This window comes from Luteibacter sp. 1214 (assembly GCF_031455395.1).
GTDB lineage: Bacteria > Pseudomonadota > Gammaproteobacteria > Xanthomonadales > Rhodanobacteraceae > Luteibacter > Luteibacter mycovicinus.
Map to the genome: position 1 here is coordinate 76,243 of NZ_JAVDSQ010000001.1, position 18,786 is coordinate 95,028.

Annotated in this window: 13 protein-coding genes; 6 read left to right on the top strand and 7 right to left on the bottom strand. The window is 60.9% G+C overall.

Annotated elements, in window-relative coordinates:
- Positions 1–5 precede the first annotated feature (5 nt).
- From J2X57_RS00355 to J2X57_RS00365, 3 genes are all read left to right on the top strand, one after another.
- The gene (locus J2X57_RS00355) at positions 6–1,403 is read left to right on the top strand and encodes a DNA polymerase Y family protein (RefSeq protein WP_309862441.1); all 1,398 of its coding nucleotides are present in this window, start codon (positions 6–8) and stop codon (positions 1,401–1,403) included.
- The gene (locus J2X57_RS00360) at positions 1,400–4,489 is read left to right on the top strand and encodes an error-prone DNA polymerase (protein ID WP_309862443.1); all 3,090 of its coding nucleotides are present in this window, start codon (positions 1,400–1,402) and stop codon (positions 4,487–4,489) included. Before J2X57_RS00355 ends, J2X57_RS00360 begins: the two co-directional genes overlap by 4 nt.
- 109 nt (positions 4,490–4,598) lie before the next feature.
- Positions 4,599–5,312: a hypothetical protein gene (locus tag J2X57_RS00365; RefSeq protein WP_309862446.1), complete on the top strand. Its 714-nt coding sequence runs from the start codon at positions 4,599–4,601 to the stop codon at positions 5,310–5,312.
- Here J2X57_RS00365 and J2X57_RS00370 read toward each other — a convergent pair whose 3' ends face one another.
- Entirely contained in the window at positions 5,313–6,299 is a 987-nt protein-coding gene (locus tag J2X57_RS00370; protein ID WP_309862449.1) for an SOS response-associated peptidase family protein, read from the bottom strand.
- Positions 6,300–6,700: 401 nt separating this feature from the next.
- Here J2X57_RS00370 and J2X57_RS00375 point away from each other — a divergent pair, with 401 nt between their 5' ends.
- Positions 6,701–7,336 carry a hypothetical protein gene (locus tag J2X57_RS00375; RefSeq protein WP_309862452.1) on the top strand — a complete coding sequence of 212 codons (636 nt, stop codon included), beginning with the start codon at positions 6,701–6,703 and terminating at the stop codon, positions 7,334–7,336.
- A 258-nt stretch (positions 7,337–7,594) separates the two neighbouring features.
- Here J2X57_RS00375 and J2X57_RS00380 read toward each other — a convergent pair whose 3' ends face one another.
- Both J2X57_RS00380 and J2X57_RS00385 read right to left on the bottom strand, forming a co-directional pair.
- Positions 7,595–7,861: a hypothetical protein gene (locus J2X57_RS00380; protein WP_309862454.1), complete on the bottom strand. Its 267-nt coding sequence runs from the start codon at positions 7,859–7,861 to the stop codon at positions 7,595–7,597.
- Positions 7,862–7,883: 22 nt separating this feature from the next.
- A complete protein-coding gene (locus tag J2X57_RS00385) occupies positions 7,884–8,699 on the bottom strand; it encodes a hypothetical protein (protein ID WP_309862457.1) in 816 nt (271 codons plus the stop codon).
- Between the two features lie 569 nt (positions 8,700–9,268).
- On the opposite strand from J2X57_RS00385, the gene J2X57_RS00390 reads away from it, so the two are divergent.
- On the top strand, positions 9,269–10,945 hold the full coding sequence (locus J2X57_RS00390) for a MobA/MobL family protein (RefSeq protein ID WP_309862458.1): 1,677 nt from the start codon (positions 9,269–9,271) through the stop codon (positions 10,943–10,945).
- A 487-nt stretch (positions 10,946–11,432) separates the two neighbouring features.
- On the opposite strand, the gene J2X57_RS00395 is transcribed toward J2X57_RS00390, so the two are convergent.
- Together J2X57_RS00395 and istA are read right to left on the bottom strand one after the other, a co-directional pair.
- Positions 11,433–12,185 carry an ATP-binding protein gene (locus tag J2X57_RS00395; protein WP_309862461.1) on the bottom strand — a complete coding sequence of 251 codons (753 nt, stop codon included), beginning with the start codon at positions 12,183–12,185 and terminating at the stop codon, positions 11,433–11,435.
- Entirely contained in the window at positions 12,178–13,653 is a 1,476-nt protein-coding gene (istA, locus tag J2X57_RS00400; protein ID WP_309862464.1) for an IS21 family transposase, read from the bottom strand. Before istA ends, J2X57_RS00395 begins: the two co-directional genes overlap by 8 nt.
- A 500-nt stretch (positions 13,654–14,153) precedes the next feature.
- Between istA and J2X57_RS00405 the strand changes: the two genes are divergently transcribed.
- Positions 14,154–14,864, top strand: a complete 711-nt coding sequence (locus tag J2X57_RS00405) for a hypothetical protein (protein ID WP_309862466.1) — start codon at positions 14,154–14,156, stop codon at positions 14,862–14,864.
- 62 nt (positions 14,865–14,926) lie between these two features.
- On the opposite strand, the gene J2X57_RS00410 is transcribed toward J2X57_RS00405, so the two are convergent.
- Together J2X57_RS00410 and J2X57_RS00415 are read right to left on the bottom strand one after the other, a co-directional pair.
- Positions 14,927–16,672, bottom strand: a complete 1,746-nt coding sequence (locus J2X57_RS00410) for an ATP-dependent helicase (RefSeq protein ID WP_309862468.1) — start codon at positions 16,670–16,672, stop codon at positions 14,927–14,929.
- 3 nt (positions 16,673–16,675) lie between these two features.
- Entirely contained in the window at positions 16,676–18,481 is a 1,806-nt protein-coding gene (locus tag J2X57_RS00415; RefSeq protein ID WP_309862471.1) for an AAA family ATPase, read from the bottom strand.
- Positions 18,482–18,786 lie beyond the last annotated feature (305 nt).

The window sequence follows — 18,786 nt, forward strand, 5'->3', positions numbered from 1 at the left end:
TGGCGATGCTTTGGGCCTGCCTGTTGCTGCCATCCCTGGCGCTGGATGGGGTTCTCCGCCGCCAGGCTGATCCTGGACCGTTGGTCTTGGTGGATGGCCCGGTCCAGACCCGGACCGTGGTCGCCGCCAATGGCGAGGCAAAGGCGGCCGGGCTGCGGGTGGGCCAGCGTCTCAGCGCCGCCCAGGCGCTGTTGGCCCAGTTCACGGCGTTGCCCCACGACCCGGCCGAGGTCGAACGGTGGCAAACCTTCCTGGCCGGGGTGGCTTACCGCTATTCGTCCGAGGTGGCCCTGCTGCCGCATGCCCTGGTCCTGGAAGTCAGCCGGAGCCGGGGCTTGTTCGGCGACTGGCCGGCCATCGAGCGGCGCTTGCGAGCGGATTTGACTGACCTGGGCTTTCGACACCGCCTGGCGGCCGCGCCCACCCCGCACGGGGCCTACGTGCTGGCCGGCATCCGGGATGGCTTGGCGGTGGCGTCCCCGGATCACCTGCGACGCGCCTTGGAGCCGGTCCCCCTTGGGAAAGCTCGGTTGCCGGTCGAAGCCGAGCGATTGCCGGGCATGGGCATTCGGACGCTGGGCCAACTCTTGCGCATGCCCCGCGATGGGCTCCGCCGCCGGTTTGGTGCGGCGTTACTCGACACGGTGGATCAGCTGCTGGGCGACCGTCCTGCCGGTCTGGACCTCTTCGTGCCGCCGGACACCGTGGATTGGCGCATTGAGCTGTCGCACGAAGTCGAAAACGTTGCCGCGCTGATCTTCCCGGTCCGGCGCATGACGGCGGATCTGGCGGCTTACCTCGCTTGCCGGGACGGGGGCGTGCAGCGTTTCGTTCTTCACCTCGAACATCGGGAAGGAGCCACCGAGGTCACCATCGGCTTGCTCGCACCGGAACGCGCGGCCACCACGTTGTTCGAAGCAGCGCGCGGTCGTTTGGAACAGGTGCGTTTGCCGGCGCCGGTGCTGGCGCTCCGTCTGCGAGCCGATCAGTTGCCTTCCTTCGTCCCTGAGGGGAGGGACCTCTTCGATGAGCGTCCGGCGAACGCGCTGCCGTTCGGACAATTGCGCGAACGCCTTCGCGCGCGACTGGGCGACGAGGCCGTCTATCAGCTGGCGACCACGATCGACCCCCGACCGGAACGGTCGCAATGCGTGGGCGCGCGGGACGAGGGCGAGGCCGAAGTGCTGCCGCGGCCGACCTGGTTGCTGGAACGGCCCATTCCGCTACGCGGACCCACGCCCACCGTGCTGGCCGGTCCCGAGCGCATGGAGACGGGTTGGTGGGACGGCGACGTGGTGCGTCGGGACTACTACGTGGTCGAAACCTCTCAGGGCCAACGGGCTTGGGCTTTCCTCCCGCCGGACGAAGCGCAAGGTTGGATGCTGCACGGCTGGTTCGCATGAGCGAACCGGACGCATCCGCTTACGCCGAACTCCATTGCCTCTCCAACTTCTCGTTTCAACGGGGGGCTTCCACGGCGCGCGAACTGTTCGAACGGGCCAAGGCCTGCGGCTACACCGCGTTGGCGATCACCGACGAATGCTCGATGGCGGGGATCGTGCGCGCGTTGGAAGCATCCCGGCTCACCGGCGTCCGGCTCATCGTGGGCACGGAAATCCAGCTGGCCGACGGGCCCAAGCTCGTGTTGCTGGCCGAAACCAAAGCGGGCTACGTCGCTTTGTGTCGGATCATCACCCAAGGTCGTCGCGCGGCGGAGAAGGGCACTTACCACCTGACGCGCGCCGACCTGGCTGACGGATTGCCCGGAACGCTCGCGTTGTGGGTGCCAGGAAGGGAACCGGAGGCGGAGCAGGGCGTGTGGGTGCGAAAGACCTTCGGCGACCGGGCCTGGCTCGCGGTTGAGCTGGTCAAAGAGTTCAACGACCCGCGCCGCTGCGCCCAGCTCGAAGCGCTGGGACGCGAGGTGGGGCTGCCATGCGTCGCCGCGGGTGACGTGCACATGCACGTGCGGCGACGGCTGGCGCTCCAACACACGATGACCGCCATTCGACACCGGCTGACCATCGCCGAAGCCGGCGCCGTGCTGTTTCGGAACGGGGAGCGGCATCTGCGCCATCGAGCGGTCTTGGAGACGTTGTATCCGCCGCACCTGCTGGCCGAGACCGTGCGCATTGCCGGCCGTTGTCGGTTCTCCCTCGATGAGCTGAGCTACGCATACCCCGCCGAACTGGTGCCCTCCGGCTACACCGCGACCCGATGGCTGCGGGAGCTGACGGACGCGGGAGTGCGCTGGCGCTGGCCGGAGGGGCCGCCGGCCAAAGTGCGAGAGCAGATCGAACACGAGCTGGGCCTGATCGCGGACCTGAGCTATGAGTCTTATTTCCTCACCGTCCACGACATCGTGCGCTTTGCGCGCGGCGAGGGCATCTTGTGCCAGGGTCGCGGGTCGGCGGCGAACAGCGCGGTGTGCTTTGCCCTGGGCGTGACCGAGGTGGATCCGTCCCGGTTCAACCTGCTGATGGAGCGGTTCATCAGCAAGGAACGGAACGAGCCGCCCGACATTGACATTGACTTCGAGCACGAACGGCGCGAAGAAGTCATCCAATACATCTACCGGAAGTATGGCCGGGAGCGCGCAGCGCTCGCGGCCACGGTGATCTGCTACCGCGGCAAGAGCGCCGTGCGGGACGTGGCCAAGGCCATGGGCTTGCCACTGGAACAAGTGGATCTGCTCAGCAAGGTGTTCGCCTGGTGGGACGGGTCCGTCCCGTTGGACCAACTGTTGCGTGAGCGTGGCTTCGACCCGAGCAGCCCGGTGATCCGCAAAGTCGTGGTGCTGACCGCCGAACTCATGGACCAGCCCCGGCATCTCTCGCAGCACGTGGGTGGCTTCGTCATCGCCGATGCCCCGTTGCACGAACTGGTGCCTGTGGAAAACGCCGCGATGGCCGATCGCACCATCCTCCAATGGGACAAGGACGACCTGGACACCATGGGGCTGTTGAAGGTGGATTGTCTGGCGCTGGGGATGCTCACCTGCGTTCAGAAGTGTTTGAACCTGCTGCGACGGCACGAGGGCCAGGCGCTGACCATGGCGACGTTGCCGCCCGAGGATCCGGAAACCTACGCGATGATCCAGAGGGCGGACACGCTGGGCGTGTTCCAGATCGAAAGCCGGGCGCAGATGGCGATGTTGCCGCGGCATCGGCCGGAGAACTTCTACGACCTGGTGATCCAGGTGGCCATCGTGCGTCCGGGACCCATCCAGGGCGACATGATCCACCCGTATCTGCGACGCCGGCGGAATGAGGAGCCGGTGGACTACCCATCCGAGGACCTGAAAGCGGTTTTTGAACGCACCCTCGGCGTGCCGTTGTTCCAGGAACAGGTGATGAAACTGGCGATCGTCGCCGCCGGCTACACCGCAGGCGAGGCCGACCAGTTGCGCCGCGCGATGGCCGCGTGGAAGCGGCATGGGGGCATGGAGCACCACCGCGAACGGATCATGAAGGGCATGTTGGAACGGGGCTACACCACGGCCTTCGCCGAGCAGCTGTTCGAGCAGATCAAAGGGTTCGGCTCCTACGGGTTTCCCGAAAGCCATGCGGCCAGTTTCGCCGGCATCGTCTATGCGTCGTGCTGGCTGAAGTGCCACCACCCGGCGATGTTCGCGTGCGCGTTGCTCAACAGCCAACCGATGGGTTTTTACGCGCCCAGCCAAATTGTCCAGCACGCGCAGCGCAGCGGCATCGCGGTGCGTCCCGTGGATGTGCGTTACAGCGATTGGGATTGTTCGCTCGAACCCAACCCGAGCGGTCGCGGTGAGTGGGCGATCCGATTGGGCTTCCGCCAGGTGCGCGGGTTTGCCGAAGGCGTGGCGCAGACGATCGAGCGAGCACGGGAACAGCGTGCTTTCGTGGACATCCCGGATTTGTGCGCGCGGACTGGGCTGGACAAACGCCATCAAGACCTGTTGGCGGAAGCGAGCGCGTTGCGCGGGCTGGCTGGGCATCGGCACCGGGCTCAGTGGGCGATCGCCGGCGTCGAAGCGCAGTTGCCGCTGTTTGGGGAGAGCCCGGCGGAACAGCCCGTGGTGCTGCCGCCCCCAACGCAAGCCGAGGACACCTTGGCCGACTACGCGCGCACTGGGGTGAGCCTGGGACCGCACCCGCTTCGGCAGATCCGCCACAAGCTGCGCAGCGCGCGGTGGCTGGACAGTCGGACCCTGCGCACCTTTCCCGATGGCCGGTGGGTGCGAGCCGCCGGCATGGTCACTCTGCGGCAGCGGCCGCAGACCGCGTCGGGTGTCACGTTCCTGACCATGGAAGACGAGCACGGCCTGCTCAACGTGATCGTCTGGCGGAAGATCGCCGAAGCCCAGCGGCGGGAGCTGTTGGAAACCCGGCTGCTCGGAATCGAGGGGCAGTGGCAGGTGGAGGAGGGGGTTTGCAATGTGGTGGCGAGGCGACTGGTGGATCTGAGCCATTTGCTGGGAGCGCTGGACGCGAGGTCGCGAGATTTCCGGTAGCTTTGCCCAGGCGATCCGTCTAACCGACAAGTTCAGAGGTGTCTGATCTATGGCTTTTTGGGAGTCAATTAATCCTGGCACATGTTGCATTTGCGGAGCGGCCGGGCCCTTGACCGGTGAGCACCGCATCAAGCGGTCACTGATGAAATCAGAATTTGGCAGTGAGCCAGTGGTCCTTGCCTCGTTCGATCCGGAACGGCGGTATCGTCCGCTACAAAGCCTGCGCTCTAAGTTGCTTCACTTTGAGTCCGGGCTTTGCGCTCGGTGCAATAACGAACGGACTCAGCCTGCCGACCGCGCTTTCGACGATTTTTTTGAAGCGCAGAAAGAGCGACTAAGTCGGCCTGATGAACATGGGATTGCGGTAAACGAAGATTTGTTCAAGGCTGAGGGTCCTGGCGTTATCCCATTGGCCCAATACTTCGCAAAGCTCATCAGTTGCCATCTGGCGGATCAATGTCAAATTCGTTGGCGTCGCCTGGCAGACTTCGTTTTAAACCCGGACATCGCGTTCTTCCCAGCGTTTGTGGTGACGAACGACCCGGCGGCGTCGGAATATCGCGAATCAGTCGGAGTGCGGTCCTATGCGTCAAACGGTGGCTTCGGGATGGTTTGGTCAACCGATGCCGACAGCGTGGTTTTCCTGCGTTCGTCACGGACTTTCGGCGAAACTCGCGTCATCTTCTGGTTTCGACCAAACGAGGAAGAACAGGCAGCATTAAAGCTGGAGCACCCAACGATCTGGCGGGAGTGGCGAGAAATAGCCCTGAACCCAGCAGTTGAACCTGCCGCTGACGATCTTGCCCGGCTGGGCCTTGAATGATTACGCGTCGCCCTTGTTCACAGTCTGATAGTTGTAGGTGATATCCAGCGGGTCATCCAGGATCGCCACCATGTCCATCAGCCCGCCGGCCTGCGGATCGAGCCAGGCATCCAGGTGCTCAGGCTTGATCGCGATGACGCTGCGGTCGTGTCCAGCGGCGACGAAGTCGGGCAGGGGATCGCCGGTGATGGCGGCCACCGTGTAGAACCCTGGTTCTTCGCCCTCGGGCTCGACATAGCGCCACAGACAAGCCAGCAACAGGTCCTGATCCGGCTCCGGGCGAAACTCTACCTCCACCGAGGTCTCCCGCTCTCCGGGAACCAACAAACGGCGTTCCAAGTCATGGAGGGCCACTGACTCATAGATGCGGCGTGCCAACATGATCCCGTGGGTCTTGCCCCACAGCTCTCGCCAGGCGGTGGTGAGCTTGTCTCTGCGAGCGTTGTAGGTGCCGTCCCACTTCTTCTCATCGGCCGCCGTCCAGCTGGGCAGCCGGCACCGGTAGCGCATGGGCACCACGCGGCGCTCCCCGGTGGCCGGATCTCGGATCAGCACCGGGGTGATGCCGCCGGGCCAGATCCGGGCATAGCCGTCACCCTTGGCGTGGTCGTGGACTTCGGCCAGTTTGGCTTTGGCCGCCGCGACCTTCTTGGTCGCGACGCGCTGATCGGTCTCGGCCTTCTTGGTGGGCTTGGGGCCGGTCAAGACCGTCTGTGCCTTCGTCAACCGGGCAGTCTGTTCGGCCAGTTCCTGTTCCAAGACGAGAGTGGCGGCCTGGTAAGCGTCTAGCGCGGCCGCGCGGGCTTCCTGTTCGTCGGGTTCGTCAGAGTCCAGGAAGGCGTTGCGGATGCCCTTGGGGACACTCTGAATCCAGTTGCCGTTCCGCTTCGACCAGCCCGCCATTTTTACGTAGGCATCCAGGTCGAGGTCGCCCCCGAAACGTTGGTAGGCCTTGAAGTCGGCCTGAATTTGAGCGGAGTAGCACATGGGAAGAGGATAGCGCGGTCGCCCATTCCCGTGGTCAAGGGCGACGGCCTCTTGCGCCCCACGACGCCACATTGATCCCCTTGTGACCCCAAGCGGGAACGGACACGCACATCGAGTGGCCTCGTGGAATCCTCGCACGACGGCCATTTCCCGTCGGTTGATACGAGTGAGCCCTTGGCAAGCAGAACGACTCACGCTTAGGTTGTGTTTCTAGTAAGTGCACAGGCGCATTCACCCAAAAGGTGCCGTGCAGAACGATGCAGCGTGACGAAAGTCGCGTTTCCGGATGCTTCCTAGAACTCAGTGCAGTTTTCTCATGCTGGCCGCATTGACATTCATTGTGGTTCGGCTTGGATGCCCTTTTGCAACCTCCGCCTCGTTCCACACATAAAGGATCATTGATGTATTTGCCACCTTCACTCATTACTTATCATCGCCTCTTCGAACCATCCATGTTCGAAGCCGCTTCTCGTTTGCAAAAAAGGCCAATCTTCGATGGGCGAAGCGGCGATTTCCATGATGTCGGCGACGAAGATCCAGAGAGGACCGTCGTGAAAACGTATGTCGTTGCGCCCGATGACAGTCCCGCATGGGCTTTCGACGTTGAAACCCTCTTGAATTCGGTGGATGAAGCCACGGAAGGTGGGCGCGAGGCGCTTGCGCACCACGCGTGGATTTCGATGCCTAACGGATACGATGAAGACCGAGCGGCGAGGTTGACGAAGCGCGTGGCTTCCTATGTCGCGTGGCGGTTCAACGTTCCGGTATCGGTGACGCTTTGCCACGAATGGAATGAGCCGGAAGTGGTTGAAGGAAAATCAGAGCCACGACGTTGCGCAGAATTCTCAGCAGAATTGATATTTCCGGCGCGAGAACTGGCGGCCCGCGGTGGACGCGAAGGGGATCAAGCAGACCGACGAAATTTCGTCGAGAAGTCAAACGAGAAAATGAGCAAGAAAGTGCGAAAAGCGATTGAGGTGCTTGTTGAAGAAGCAGACCACGACCTTTGCGCGGACAGGCGCGTCCGCTTTACCTGAATCGTCTCACCGTGAAGCTTCGCGCTTGACGGAACCGATCGGTGAAGCCCCAAGAAGCGGCCCGCGAGGTCAGCGCGGTCCAGGTGAGCCGGGATGGTTGATGAAGCCGTCCCGGCCTTGAGAGCATGATCATCTGGTGTGAACAGGATGGATCATGCCCCTGGCTCAGCTTTGTTCTCATCATCAAGAACAGCACATCCAGCCCGCCTGAAACGTTTCCTGGCAACGGTGCCTCACTCAGTCGTTCGGCACTCGCGATCAGAGCCGCTTTCTGACAGCCGGTGACACGCTGGAAGGTGGCAAGACATACTCCAACAGCGCTGCGGAATGTATCGCTTCCGACAGCGCGGCTTTCTTATGCGCCTTGGCGGTGTGTCGAATGGCGGCTTGGCCGCGTCGGGTGCCCCTGTCTTTTGCCGCTTTTGCGGCATCCAGGACGAGAGAAGCTTTTTTCAGTCGCTCGTCGGCGCGCCGGTGGTTGGATTGGAGCTTGCGGTGTTCAATGTCATTAGGCTGGACACTCATGTGATTCCACCTTCCGTTGTGTTTAGGTTGACGCGTTCGTTAGGGCGTTGCTGACGATGCCTTGCTCTCCCTTCACTCGGATCCATTCCTCTTTGAGGATGATTTGCGCTTGGGACAAGATCTGCTCGATGATCTCGCCGATGCGCGATTGAATGACGGATGTTGGCTCTTTGGATCGTGTTCGATCGAACTGCTGAACGTTGGCTTCGAGACGTTGGATCAATTTCACTAACTGGTTGTGGTTATCTTCATTCGGGTTCAGCCGCAATCGGATTCGCAAAACGTTCTCGTGTGCTCGAAAACGAATATCAGCCACTTCTTTTTCGAACCTTGGAAGCTTAGCGGCCACAGAGGTTCCGCCCTTCGCACGCCTTTGTGAGTTGATCTCTTCTGACGCGCGATCCACGATTGCCTGCCACCGGTATGAAATGTCCTGCCACATAGCCAAATAGACAGAAAGGTCACTGCGGAGGCCGTTGATCCATTCTTGGCGCTTTGCCGCGATGTTGTCGTGGGCCAGCCTTCGGCTTGCGGACAGTTGAATGTCCAATTGCCGAATGGAAGACTCCTGTTGCTTTTCCGCGATTTTCTCATGCGCTTCCAGCTGTCGAGCGGCCGTGGCTAGCTGGTCTTGTGCAATGTCGCTTTGAACTTTCAGTTGACGCCTCATCACAAAGACCTGAATCACGGCACCCACGACGAGGGAGACGAAGGCGACACCTCCGGAAAGGGCGGCAACGTAGACCTTGTTGAAGCTGTCCACGTTCGCGAGGCCGGCGTCGAGGAGGGCCTTAAATGCCATTAACTCGTCCGAGTTTGGCGGCGATCCAAAGAGCATGCAGATGAACCCCTTTTGGTTGCGGTGACAGATAAGGCATGGCGGTCGGGCGGAGCCGGATGCTACCGCTTCGGCGATGGCGCATGCACCGGGTGGTCCGCCCCCGGTTTACGGGGCCAATGCAACGTCCAAACCACCAGCAACAAGCAAAAGCGAAGAGCGCGTCTATGAGTTGTTCCAACACGCCGCTAAGAGCCAAGTCAAAAGCGAAAATCATTAGCAAATGCCTGAAAAGAAGGTGCCAGAGCGAAGCGCACACCGCAACGTCGGGCGTGTCCCTCTCGCTGCCAACTGACAAACCCTGATCGACATCTCGCGTGTCGTTCCTACGTCTCCTGCCGTCGACGCTGCCGACCCGGTTCGGAAGACCTTGCAAGATTTGCCGAAAAGACATGATTCTTTCGGGATTGTGATGCGCGTCATGTCAAGTTCGATTGACAGTCATCGACCCTCCGCTTTGATGGGTTGCACGAGGCAGCGCAGTGCTCATCAAGCTCTGCGCAGGCTATTTGACGGTCTTCGGACCGATGGAACAGACGCACCGCCTCACGCGGTAGATAAGGAATGCCATGCGACATGCTCGACCCCACCTCGAAGTCCACTCTCGATCCAAAGGCCATTCTGCGGTCGCCGGTGCGGCATATCGGCTCGGCCTGAAACTCAAAGACGAACGCACTGGCCTTTGGCACGACTACACGCGTCGTGCTGCGGGGGAGGAAATCGTCTTTGCTACCACTGTGGCGCCTGAGGGCGCTCCAAGCTGGGCGAGCGATCCTGCCCAGCTTTGGAACTGGGTGGAGAGCGTCGAGAGACGCAAAGATGCACAAGTCGCTCGCGACTATCGCATCCCCATTCCCTTGGGGTTGGATGATCGTCGAGCCGGCCAACTGGCCGAACGGTTGGCCCGGTTCATCATGTGCGAACTCAGCACGCCGGTTTCCGTGGGGTTGCACCGCGACGCCTCAGTCGATCTTTTCGGGGATGTGAAACCGCAAGAGAAGCAGGGGTATCACGCCCATCTCTATTTCCCATCCCGTCCGCTACTGGTGTCCGTTCCGGACGGCGAGGATCAGGAGGCGGCCAGCACTGCAACGTTTGGTCCGCGCCATCCGATGCTGATCAGCAGAAAGCTCGGCCGGGGCATGGTCGAGATGTTCAACCGCACTTGGGCCGAGATGTCCACCGAGGCGGCAGCCGATGCCGGTATCGACGCCCAGTATGACCACCGCAGTTACGTCCGGATGGGTCTGCCGATCGAGCCGCAGCCCACCTTGGGCGCCGAAGCCACTGCGCTCGAACGAAAGGGCTTCTTCACTCGAAAGGGAGACGCGGTCCGCGAGATCGTCGTGATGAGCAAGGTCTACGAAGCCGCCCATGCCGAGGTCGCGGCGGCCCAGCAGGACCAGGCCCGGTCGGACGTGGCGAGAGAGCGTTTGGCGGGGGTGGAAGCGGAACGCCCGGCGCCGATGACACGGACGGACGCCATGCCAGGCAAATTCGACTTCGTGCCGTCAGAGCCAGCGACGGGTTCGGCTTCTCCTCAGCTGGCCGAGATGGATGCCCGACCTGCGTTGTCGCCCGACGCGGCACTGGTGGAGCGCTTCACGGCCATCGCTCCGCACCCAGCGTCGGCAGACGACGACGCGCGGTGGGGAGCGTGGCTTCGGCTCGTGCGCACCCTGCAACGGGCACTGGCGGTCCTGCGCGAGCTCGGCGGACGTCGTGCTGAGCACGAGGGAAGGGCCGAGCGTGCCACCGCCGCGAAGCTGGAAGCCGAATACGAGCTGGACGAGGCCCGACGGCGTCGCATCGTAGCTTCTGAGCGTGCGGCCAGATGGGCCAGGGACCATCGGTTCCGCATGTTCGCCGCGAAATGGGCGACCCGCGGCAAGCCGAAGGCCTGGCGTGAGCTCGCCGCCGAAGTCACGCATCGACACCACGCCGTGCAGGAGATGGAGGCTGCAGTGCGATTTCGGTCGGTGAGGGCGGACGACCTGAAGCGCCAAGCGGCCGCAGTTGCCCAACGTGAGCAGCGGGCCAATGTCGTGTTCCGACGGACGGTCGAGGTGTTGGCCAATATGCCTGGTGAACTCATGCCGCCATTGCTGGCCGCCATGAACCCGGTCGAACGCGCCGCGTTCGAGGAGGTGTCCCCGCTGCCGGCACCGCCGCCGGACGTTCCCACCGCTCCCGTTGCCCAGGAGCGTTTGGATTACCGGCCACCCATTCAACGGGCCAGACCATGACGCAAGGTCAGTGCAGCCGTTTGTTTTAACCGCGGGGCGAACTGGCATGGCCGTCGAACGATCACCCGCACCGTTCGACGGCGTCCAAATGAACATGTCCGCGGTGCATCCACACCAGGCACATGTCAGTTCCAACCCCCGACTTCTTTCCATTGCTTCATCGCACCCAGAGAGAGCCCGCCATTGGTCGGGCTCTCTCTTCGTTCGCGTGGTTTGGTCGCCTTCGCAAGATGCGAAGTCAAAAAATTATGCGGCGCGCCGCGCTTTGAACTGGCGCGCGAAGGGGACAGTATTCATCAGGTGTGTAACCCACAAGTTTCGCGCAGAAAAACTTTCTGACTTCGCGCATGAGAAAAATCATCTCAATGTAATAGAGAGAAATCTCTCAACGATTTAGTTAAGGGAGCGGCCGCGGCGGGCGCAAAAAAAGCCCCGGGCTTTCGCCCAGGGCATAGGGACCGACGGTGGCTTGTGGAGAAGGGGCTGGCTACGGGCCCGCTGACCGCCGCCCGGGTTTACGCATCCACGCCTTCAACTCGACGTCGTGGGCGGAGGTGAGCAACCGACCGAAGATGCCGCTGGCTGCGGACGGGTCCGCGAAGAGACCGTCCCACTCGTCCACCGTCCGGGGTGAGATCACGATCACCGCCCCGTTCCCTCGTTCGCGGACGTCGACCACACGCCGGAGGAGGTAGGTGTCTTTCACCGAGGCGCGCTCCAAGGCGAAATCGTCCAACACCAGCAGGTCAAACCGCGCCACATGTTTGAGGAAGGTGGTCAGTGTCTTGGCCTCGCGGTGATCGTGCAGCACCGAAAGCAACTCAGGCACCCGCACATAGTGAGCCGACCGGCCGCGATCCACCGCCATCTGGGTCAGTCCAGACGCCAGGTGCGTCTTCCCGCTCTGGGTGGGGCCCGTGATGATCAGGTTCTGGCGCCGGTCTAACCACGCCAACGTTTCCAGATGCCGCAGTTTTGCGGTGGCCAGGCCCCGACTGGCGCTCGGCTCCCAGTTGGCCATGACGAGGCCGGCGGGCAGCACGGCCTTCTTCCGGAAGCGCTCCGCCCGCAGGCTGGAGGCGACGTTGCGTTGTTGGGCCACGAGCTCGGCCACGCATTCTAGGGAGCACCGATCGGCGTTGGCCGGGTCGGCGACCCAATGTTCCAGCGCCAGGGCCATGCCCGGCATGCGAAGGCTCCGCAACGACCCGACCAGCTGATTGACGTTGATGTCAGTCATGACGATTCTCCCGGATGGCGCGCGCGCTCATGTCGAGCTTCGACCGCACGACTTCGCGTTGGCGGCGCTCCGCGTTGGCCAGAACGCGTTTGACGGTCGAGATGTTGGGCGTGCCTTGTTCATAAGCCCAGCCAATGGCCCGGTCCACAGCCTCGGTCCCGTGGGCGCCGGCCAAGCTCTTGATCGCTTCGCTGGGCTTCCACCCCAGCATCCGCCGATCTTGCGCGAACTGGTCGGTGACAAACCGGACGATGTTGGGGCCGGCCTCCTGCGCCCATTCCTTCAACATGTCCGGCGTCCGCTCCGATTGGGCCCGATGGGCCACGGTCTGGTGATCGGGCAGGGTGGTCGAGCCGCCCACGTCATTTCTGCGGACATGCGTGGCGACCGTCTTCCGCTGGTGGACGACGGTGACCTGGTCGGCGGAGACCCGAACGTCGACCGACTTGCCGACGAGCGTATGCGGCACCGAATAGAAATGACCCTGCACCGGCACGTGGTAGTCGGGGGCCACCGCTTTGATCGTCATCCAGTCGGCATACTCGAACGGCGCCGCCGGCAACGGCCGCAATGCGGCGCGTTCGATTTCTTCGAACCGCGCGCGACGACTTGGCTCTCCACGTGTCATGGGACGGTTGTTGGCTTGCTCCAAGAGTCCGGCGATCGCCTCATTGATTTCGTCCAGGGAATGGAACGTCTCTCTGTTCAATCGGGACAGGATCTGTTGCTGCGCGAATTTGACGCCGGCTTCGGCCTTCGCCTTGTCCTTTGGTCGCCACGGTCGGGCGTGCAGGGCGACGGCACCGTAGTGTTTGGCCATGTCCCTGTAGGCCTGGGTGTGCGATGCCTTCAAGTTGTCGGGCACCAGGATCTCGCTGACCCCTCCAAAATAGTTGAACATTCGGACATGGGAAAGGATGAAATCGTGGGTTTGCTGCGTGGCCGTGGCGGTCACGAAGAGCAACGAACTGCCGCCGAGCACACCGATGAAAATTTGGGCGGCCACGCGTTCGCCGGTCTCGCGGTCCATGTAATAGGCAAGCTTGCCGCTGTTGTCCACGAAGACGCGTTCCCCGGGAATGTGGGTCTGCCGCATCACGGTCGGTTGGCTGTCGCGGTAGCGCCGCAATTCGGCCGAGAGGTAAGAATACGAGGGTGTCGTTGCCGGATACTCTGACTTCTGGTCTTCCCACCAGACCTGCAACGGCATCCGGCACCGCAGCAGCTCAGCATCGAGCTCGGCCAGGTCGGGAAGCAGATCGGACTTACGGCGTGGAGACGGCTTGTTGAACACCCGATGGAACGCGTCGAAGTCGCAGTCTTTCAGCGCGTCCCATGTCAGGGCCTTTTCGGCCGCCAACTTTCGGTAGCGCCGGACGGTGGACTCCGCGACCTGGGTGGCCGAAGCAATGTCGTAATTGTTGAGGTGGGTGGTGAGGATCAATCGGACAGTATCGTATTGGCGCATCGGGATGTGACCTTGCAATGGGGGGATTTTGGGCCACAGCTGCCCGTGCCGAATTCGAACGAATCGGACGCTTGACAGGTGTGGGGTTTGGCCCTAAAACGCTCCCCGCAGGGCCTAGAAAACACTGCGGGTAGCGGGACCGGTGAGTGGATGCTCTCCGGTCCTTTTCTATGGGCTGGGCACGACATGAGGGACGGGGACTGGGTCTACGGGGCTCTCCTTTCGCATCGACGGATGACAGTCGCCGGTTGCTGCGCAACGGCGTTCGGTTCGGATGCCGTTCCTTGTAGTCCAATCCCGAGGTCTGTCAATCGACCTAGGCGAAAAAAGTTTCCCGGCCCTGTGCCACGTTCCTTTCCACTTGCAGGCGCCACCCGATTGATCGTTGCGCGAAAGGCAGATTGGGCGATCAGATAGCGCGGTCGGTGGACGATAGTTATCACCGCCGCGTTGGGGGAACATTGAGCGAAGATGCACCTGACGCGCAGGAAGGAATGACGGTGGACGACGATCACAAGTTCATGGTCGCGCAAGCAGATGCGGCCCGGGAACACATAGAGGCCATCCCGCGTGCGATGGCGGCGCTTCGATTGGAGGCGGCTACGCCCCGCGTCCGCATAGTGGCCCAACTCGCGCGGGCTTCCATCGATTTCGGTCGGGGAGCCGCCATCCTCATGGCCGAAGGCTTCATGGACCTGGGTGCACCGGCGATCAGCCTGCATCGCATGCAGATGGAGCAGGTGCTACGAAGCGCATTTTTCAGCGGGCCGGCAACGGAAGAGGAGGTCAACTATTTCGTCAAGAATGACAAACTTCGTCACCGGCCCAGGGAGTCAGGCCAGAAACACGCGATGACTGTCAACGAGCTTACGGCCATTGTGGAGCCTTACCTAGATCAAGACGAGCCATTCAACGGCAAGCTGGGCCGTGTGGTTAAGAACAGTTACGGCACGCTGAGCGCGCTGGTCCACGGCGGGCACGCCTTGCTCAACGCATATGGCGGAGGAAGCGATCAGGTCGGCTTTGACATCCCGCGAGATGCTGCCTGCCAAGTTCTCGATCACGTCGTTGCCTTCGCCAATTTCGCTCTGGCGATCGTGGCGCGATCGGCGAACGACGGCCCGGAAGCGCTTTCAGAAATTTTGGAGGCGCCGTTCCGGTCTTTCACCACGTGGACTGAACGAAGGGAAATGCGCAAAGCCGCTGGATAACGAGGCGCCGACCGCCTCACCTAGCCAAACCACCGTGAGAGATCGTCGTGGTCACGTTGTTCCTAAGGCGGCGCCAAGTTGTGGCCCTGCATGAGCACCGTAGGCGTGTATCGGTCATTGAGCACCAGGACATGGTGCTTTGCCCGCGTGATAGCCACACGGAAGAGGCGCCGCGATGCCTGATGCGGATGAGCCTCGTTGCGGTCAAGCGGACAACTGTGGTGGTCGTCGAAAACGATGACCACATCAAACTCTTTCCCCTTGGATGCGTGGATCGTCATCACATGGATGCCATGGGCTTCTCGCCGGCCGGACAAGAGATAGTCTTCCGCAAGCGCGGCATCCAGTGAGGCGCGAGCCCCCGCATATTCGCCTTGCCTCTGCCAGAGCTCAGTGAAGCCATTCGCAATCCGCTGGCCTCGTTGAAATAGGACAAGTTGATCAACGTCTTTCGAAATTGAAGCGATGTCATTGTTTCCGCTTTGCCTTATCAGACCCCGCATATCCAGCCAGTCCCGCTTGGGATCTCCGCTGAATGTATGGGTTGAGGTCGCGGCTACAACTTGAAGAAGTTTTCCCGCGGCGGTGTTGGCACCAGGCTTCTTCCCTGAGCGGCACTGGATTGCCGTTGCTGCGAGTTTGGCAGCAATCGCAAGATTTCCTTTCTTGCCACGCGCACGAAAGACCCCCGCAGAGAGATCCAAGGCTTCTGCCACGTCAAGAAGCTGTTGTTCTGGGCCGCGGCGTGGTTCCATCAGGAAGGCCACCAACCTGCTGGACAGAAGCACTGCTGCTTCATCAAAAACCACACGATGGGGAATGCCCTTCCTCGCGCCATCCTCGCGAAGCGCCTGCGACACGAGGTTAACCCCTCGACCCCACGTGGCGAGGATCGCCATGCTTTCGATCGGTTTTTCTCCGGCGGCAGCGCGGGCAGCAGTTAGAGCCCGACCGACGGCCATACGGATGGCATTATTTCTGTTGATGGCATCCGGTCGAAACATGATCTGAGACACGCCGCGGTATCCAGAGCCCCGTGGTGTTCCGAGTAAAATGTCGTTTCCAAATGTCGAAATTTCGGAGTCAGGACTCCGATGGTTTTGGCCTTGCAAGTCGACGCGGATGGGATGAAGTTCATCGAGGATCTGGTTGACCCGGTCCGCGCTGACACCTTCACGGAAGTCGTAAATCTGCTGGTCAAGGTCGGCAAGACATATCAATTGCGTATGCTCGGCGAGCAGGCGCACGCAAGCCCATTGGTCGTTGGCCGTGTCTTGAGATTCATCCACCACGATCAGAGGGAAGCGGGCCGCAACGAGTCGGCGGATACGTGCGCTTCGTTCAAGGAGCAAGCGCGTTTTTTCGGCAAAGAGGTCGAATGAGACCTTGCCTTCTTCCCTAAACAGACGTTCGCGCTCCTCGTTCCAATCCAAATCTTGACTTTCGGCAAAGTTTTTGAGCGCCTTCTCATCTTGAGGAAGCAACAACTCCAAGCGTCGCTTGGTTCCTAGCAAGTAGCCATAGGTTTGGAGGATTTCCCAAAACAGGGAATGGAAGGTCTGGATGGACAGCCTCGCCTGAAGGGCCTTGGGTAGCTGAAGTTTGCTGGCATCTACGACCCGGGCCACTGCGGCCCTGGAAAAACTTAAAAAGAGCACGTGTTGACCGGGCGACAGGCCCCCTTCAACAACACGTTGTGCCTTGGCGAGGGCGATGGTGGTCTTGCCACTGCCGGGGCCACCTGTGACCAACACCGTTTCGGTGGCGTCCAGGATGCGCTGTCGGTCCTCGTCGATGACCAGCGCCATAACCTATGCAACCGGTTCAATGGCTGGTGCTGCTGGCGGCTCATCGAGAGCGATTTTCTTAGCGGGCCTCGGATTTAGCAGGTAGACGCTATACAGAAAACCTTTGATAGTCGCTGGTAACTCTGCGACGCTGCACGTTCCTAAAAGCCGTGCCGCGCCGCCGTCTCCTTTCAAGCCCCGAAGAACGCCGACAGTGTGCTGTTTGAGGGTTTCGTCGTTAGCGGGGCGTTCGGCAGGAATACCATGTTCACCTTCAGGATTGGCTGCGCGGTGTGCAGCCAAAAATGCCCATTGCCGATCAAGCGGCACTTCGGTGGCCAAAAGCATTTCAGCGCCTTTCTGCTTTATCTCGCATGCGATTTCGTAGGTATCGTTCAACGCTTTTAGCTCTTCTTCCGTCCGCTTCTTCCGATCAAAAAATGCGAACGCGGGAATGCCGATTTCTTTGAAGAATAGGCCCAGTTTCTCAAGGTTTCCATCACCTTCGGCATTAACTATCGTGATACCGGCGACATCGAGAGGAAACAGGTCATCGTCAGCTTCCTCTAGTTTCTGCGCAACCACAAAGAGGGCATCCTGCTCCGTGATGCCTTCGCCCACGATCACGCCACGTCCAAGCATGGCCTCGGCCAATATGCGACGGAAGTTCTGGCGATAGTTCTTGGCCTTCATCCCTTCGGGCAGCCGGATCGGAACCCCCGACAGCACGCCATTTGGCTGTCGGACCAGTTTTACAATCCCATCGGTCTCGAAGCGCTCAATGACATACGGAGAATGGGAAGTGACAAAGCATTGCGATGTTTTTTCGATGAGGTAGTTGGTGATCCTCCTCTGCGTGTGCGGAGGAAGAGCAATTTCGGGCTCTTCCATGGCAAATATCACGTTATCCTTCTTGAGGTCTGCAATGAAGGTCAGAAGTGCCAGAACCAACGTGTTGAGGGTGCCGGTGCCCGCGTGCTGAAACGGCACGGGGGTCTCGCCGTCATTCATAGTAAGGAAAAACGCAATTGTTTTCCTCAGGTGTTCCCGTGTCAGTTGGGACACAAATAATCGCGTGGCGCGGCCTTCTCCAGAAGGCGCTATGTATTCAGCCAATCTTTGCTCAATTTCCTCAAGGATAGGACCCAGTTCGTTGGCATCCGCATCCACAGGCGGGTCGAGCGTGGTCAGACGCTTGCGAATGCCCTCCCACAGTCCTTTCCGGGCATCCTTCATTCGGAGAATGTTATCGAGCAATGTGCCCCGCTCGAGGCTTAGCGCCCTCGACCCGGTCCGGATTGTTCGTAAGTAGAGGAAACCAAGAGCGCGTTTCACGCGGGAGGGAATAGGGCGAGGCTCCTCTTCGTCGTCGACATTTGCACGACCAAAGATCGTCCTTGCTTCGAACGTATCGTCATCAATGTTGTAGTTGCCGATGGTCACTAGGCGGAGGCAGGGTTTCACTGCAGCGCCGTCTACAGCCTCAATGTCTCCCTCGCCGAGCAATTTTTGCTCAGCCTCATGCCAGAACTCTAGGTTCGCAGCACACATGTTGGACACATCTTCGCTCAGATCAACCAGAACTGCCTCGATCTTAAGCGGGACCAACGTTTCCCCGTCGTCTGCCAGATAGGTGGCATTCCGAAAGTCGAATTCCTCGATAGGCGGGTAACGATTGAGCCGGTCTGGACCCAAGACGAGGTCGAGGGCTTCGCAGACCGTACTCTTTCCTACGTTATTGCCCCCTATGAGGAGCGTGTGCCCGTTAAAATGAAGTTCCGCGTCCGAAATGCCACGAAAATTCTTGATGGTTAGACGCACAACGCGCATGACCGTGATCTCCTGACCTGGTCAGTGAAAGGGAGAACGGCGAGGCCCCATCCGTCCTTGGCTCGCACGATGTTGCGCCCGCTCATTCTTGGAAGCAAGAACCTTACATATGCCCGCAACCACTGGTGCATAGCCCCTTTAATCCGGACCATATGTTCTGGTCGGACTTGGCCGGAGCGATTGGGTAGACTAGCTGCGGTAGGGTAACGCGGCGGACGTAAATGGTCACCGACCACGGTCGGTTTCAGAGCCAAGTCACCGTCTGTGTCATGGGTGGATCCGTCCTTGTTCTCTTTCAGCTACTT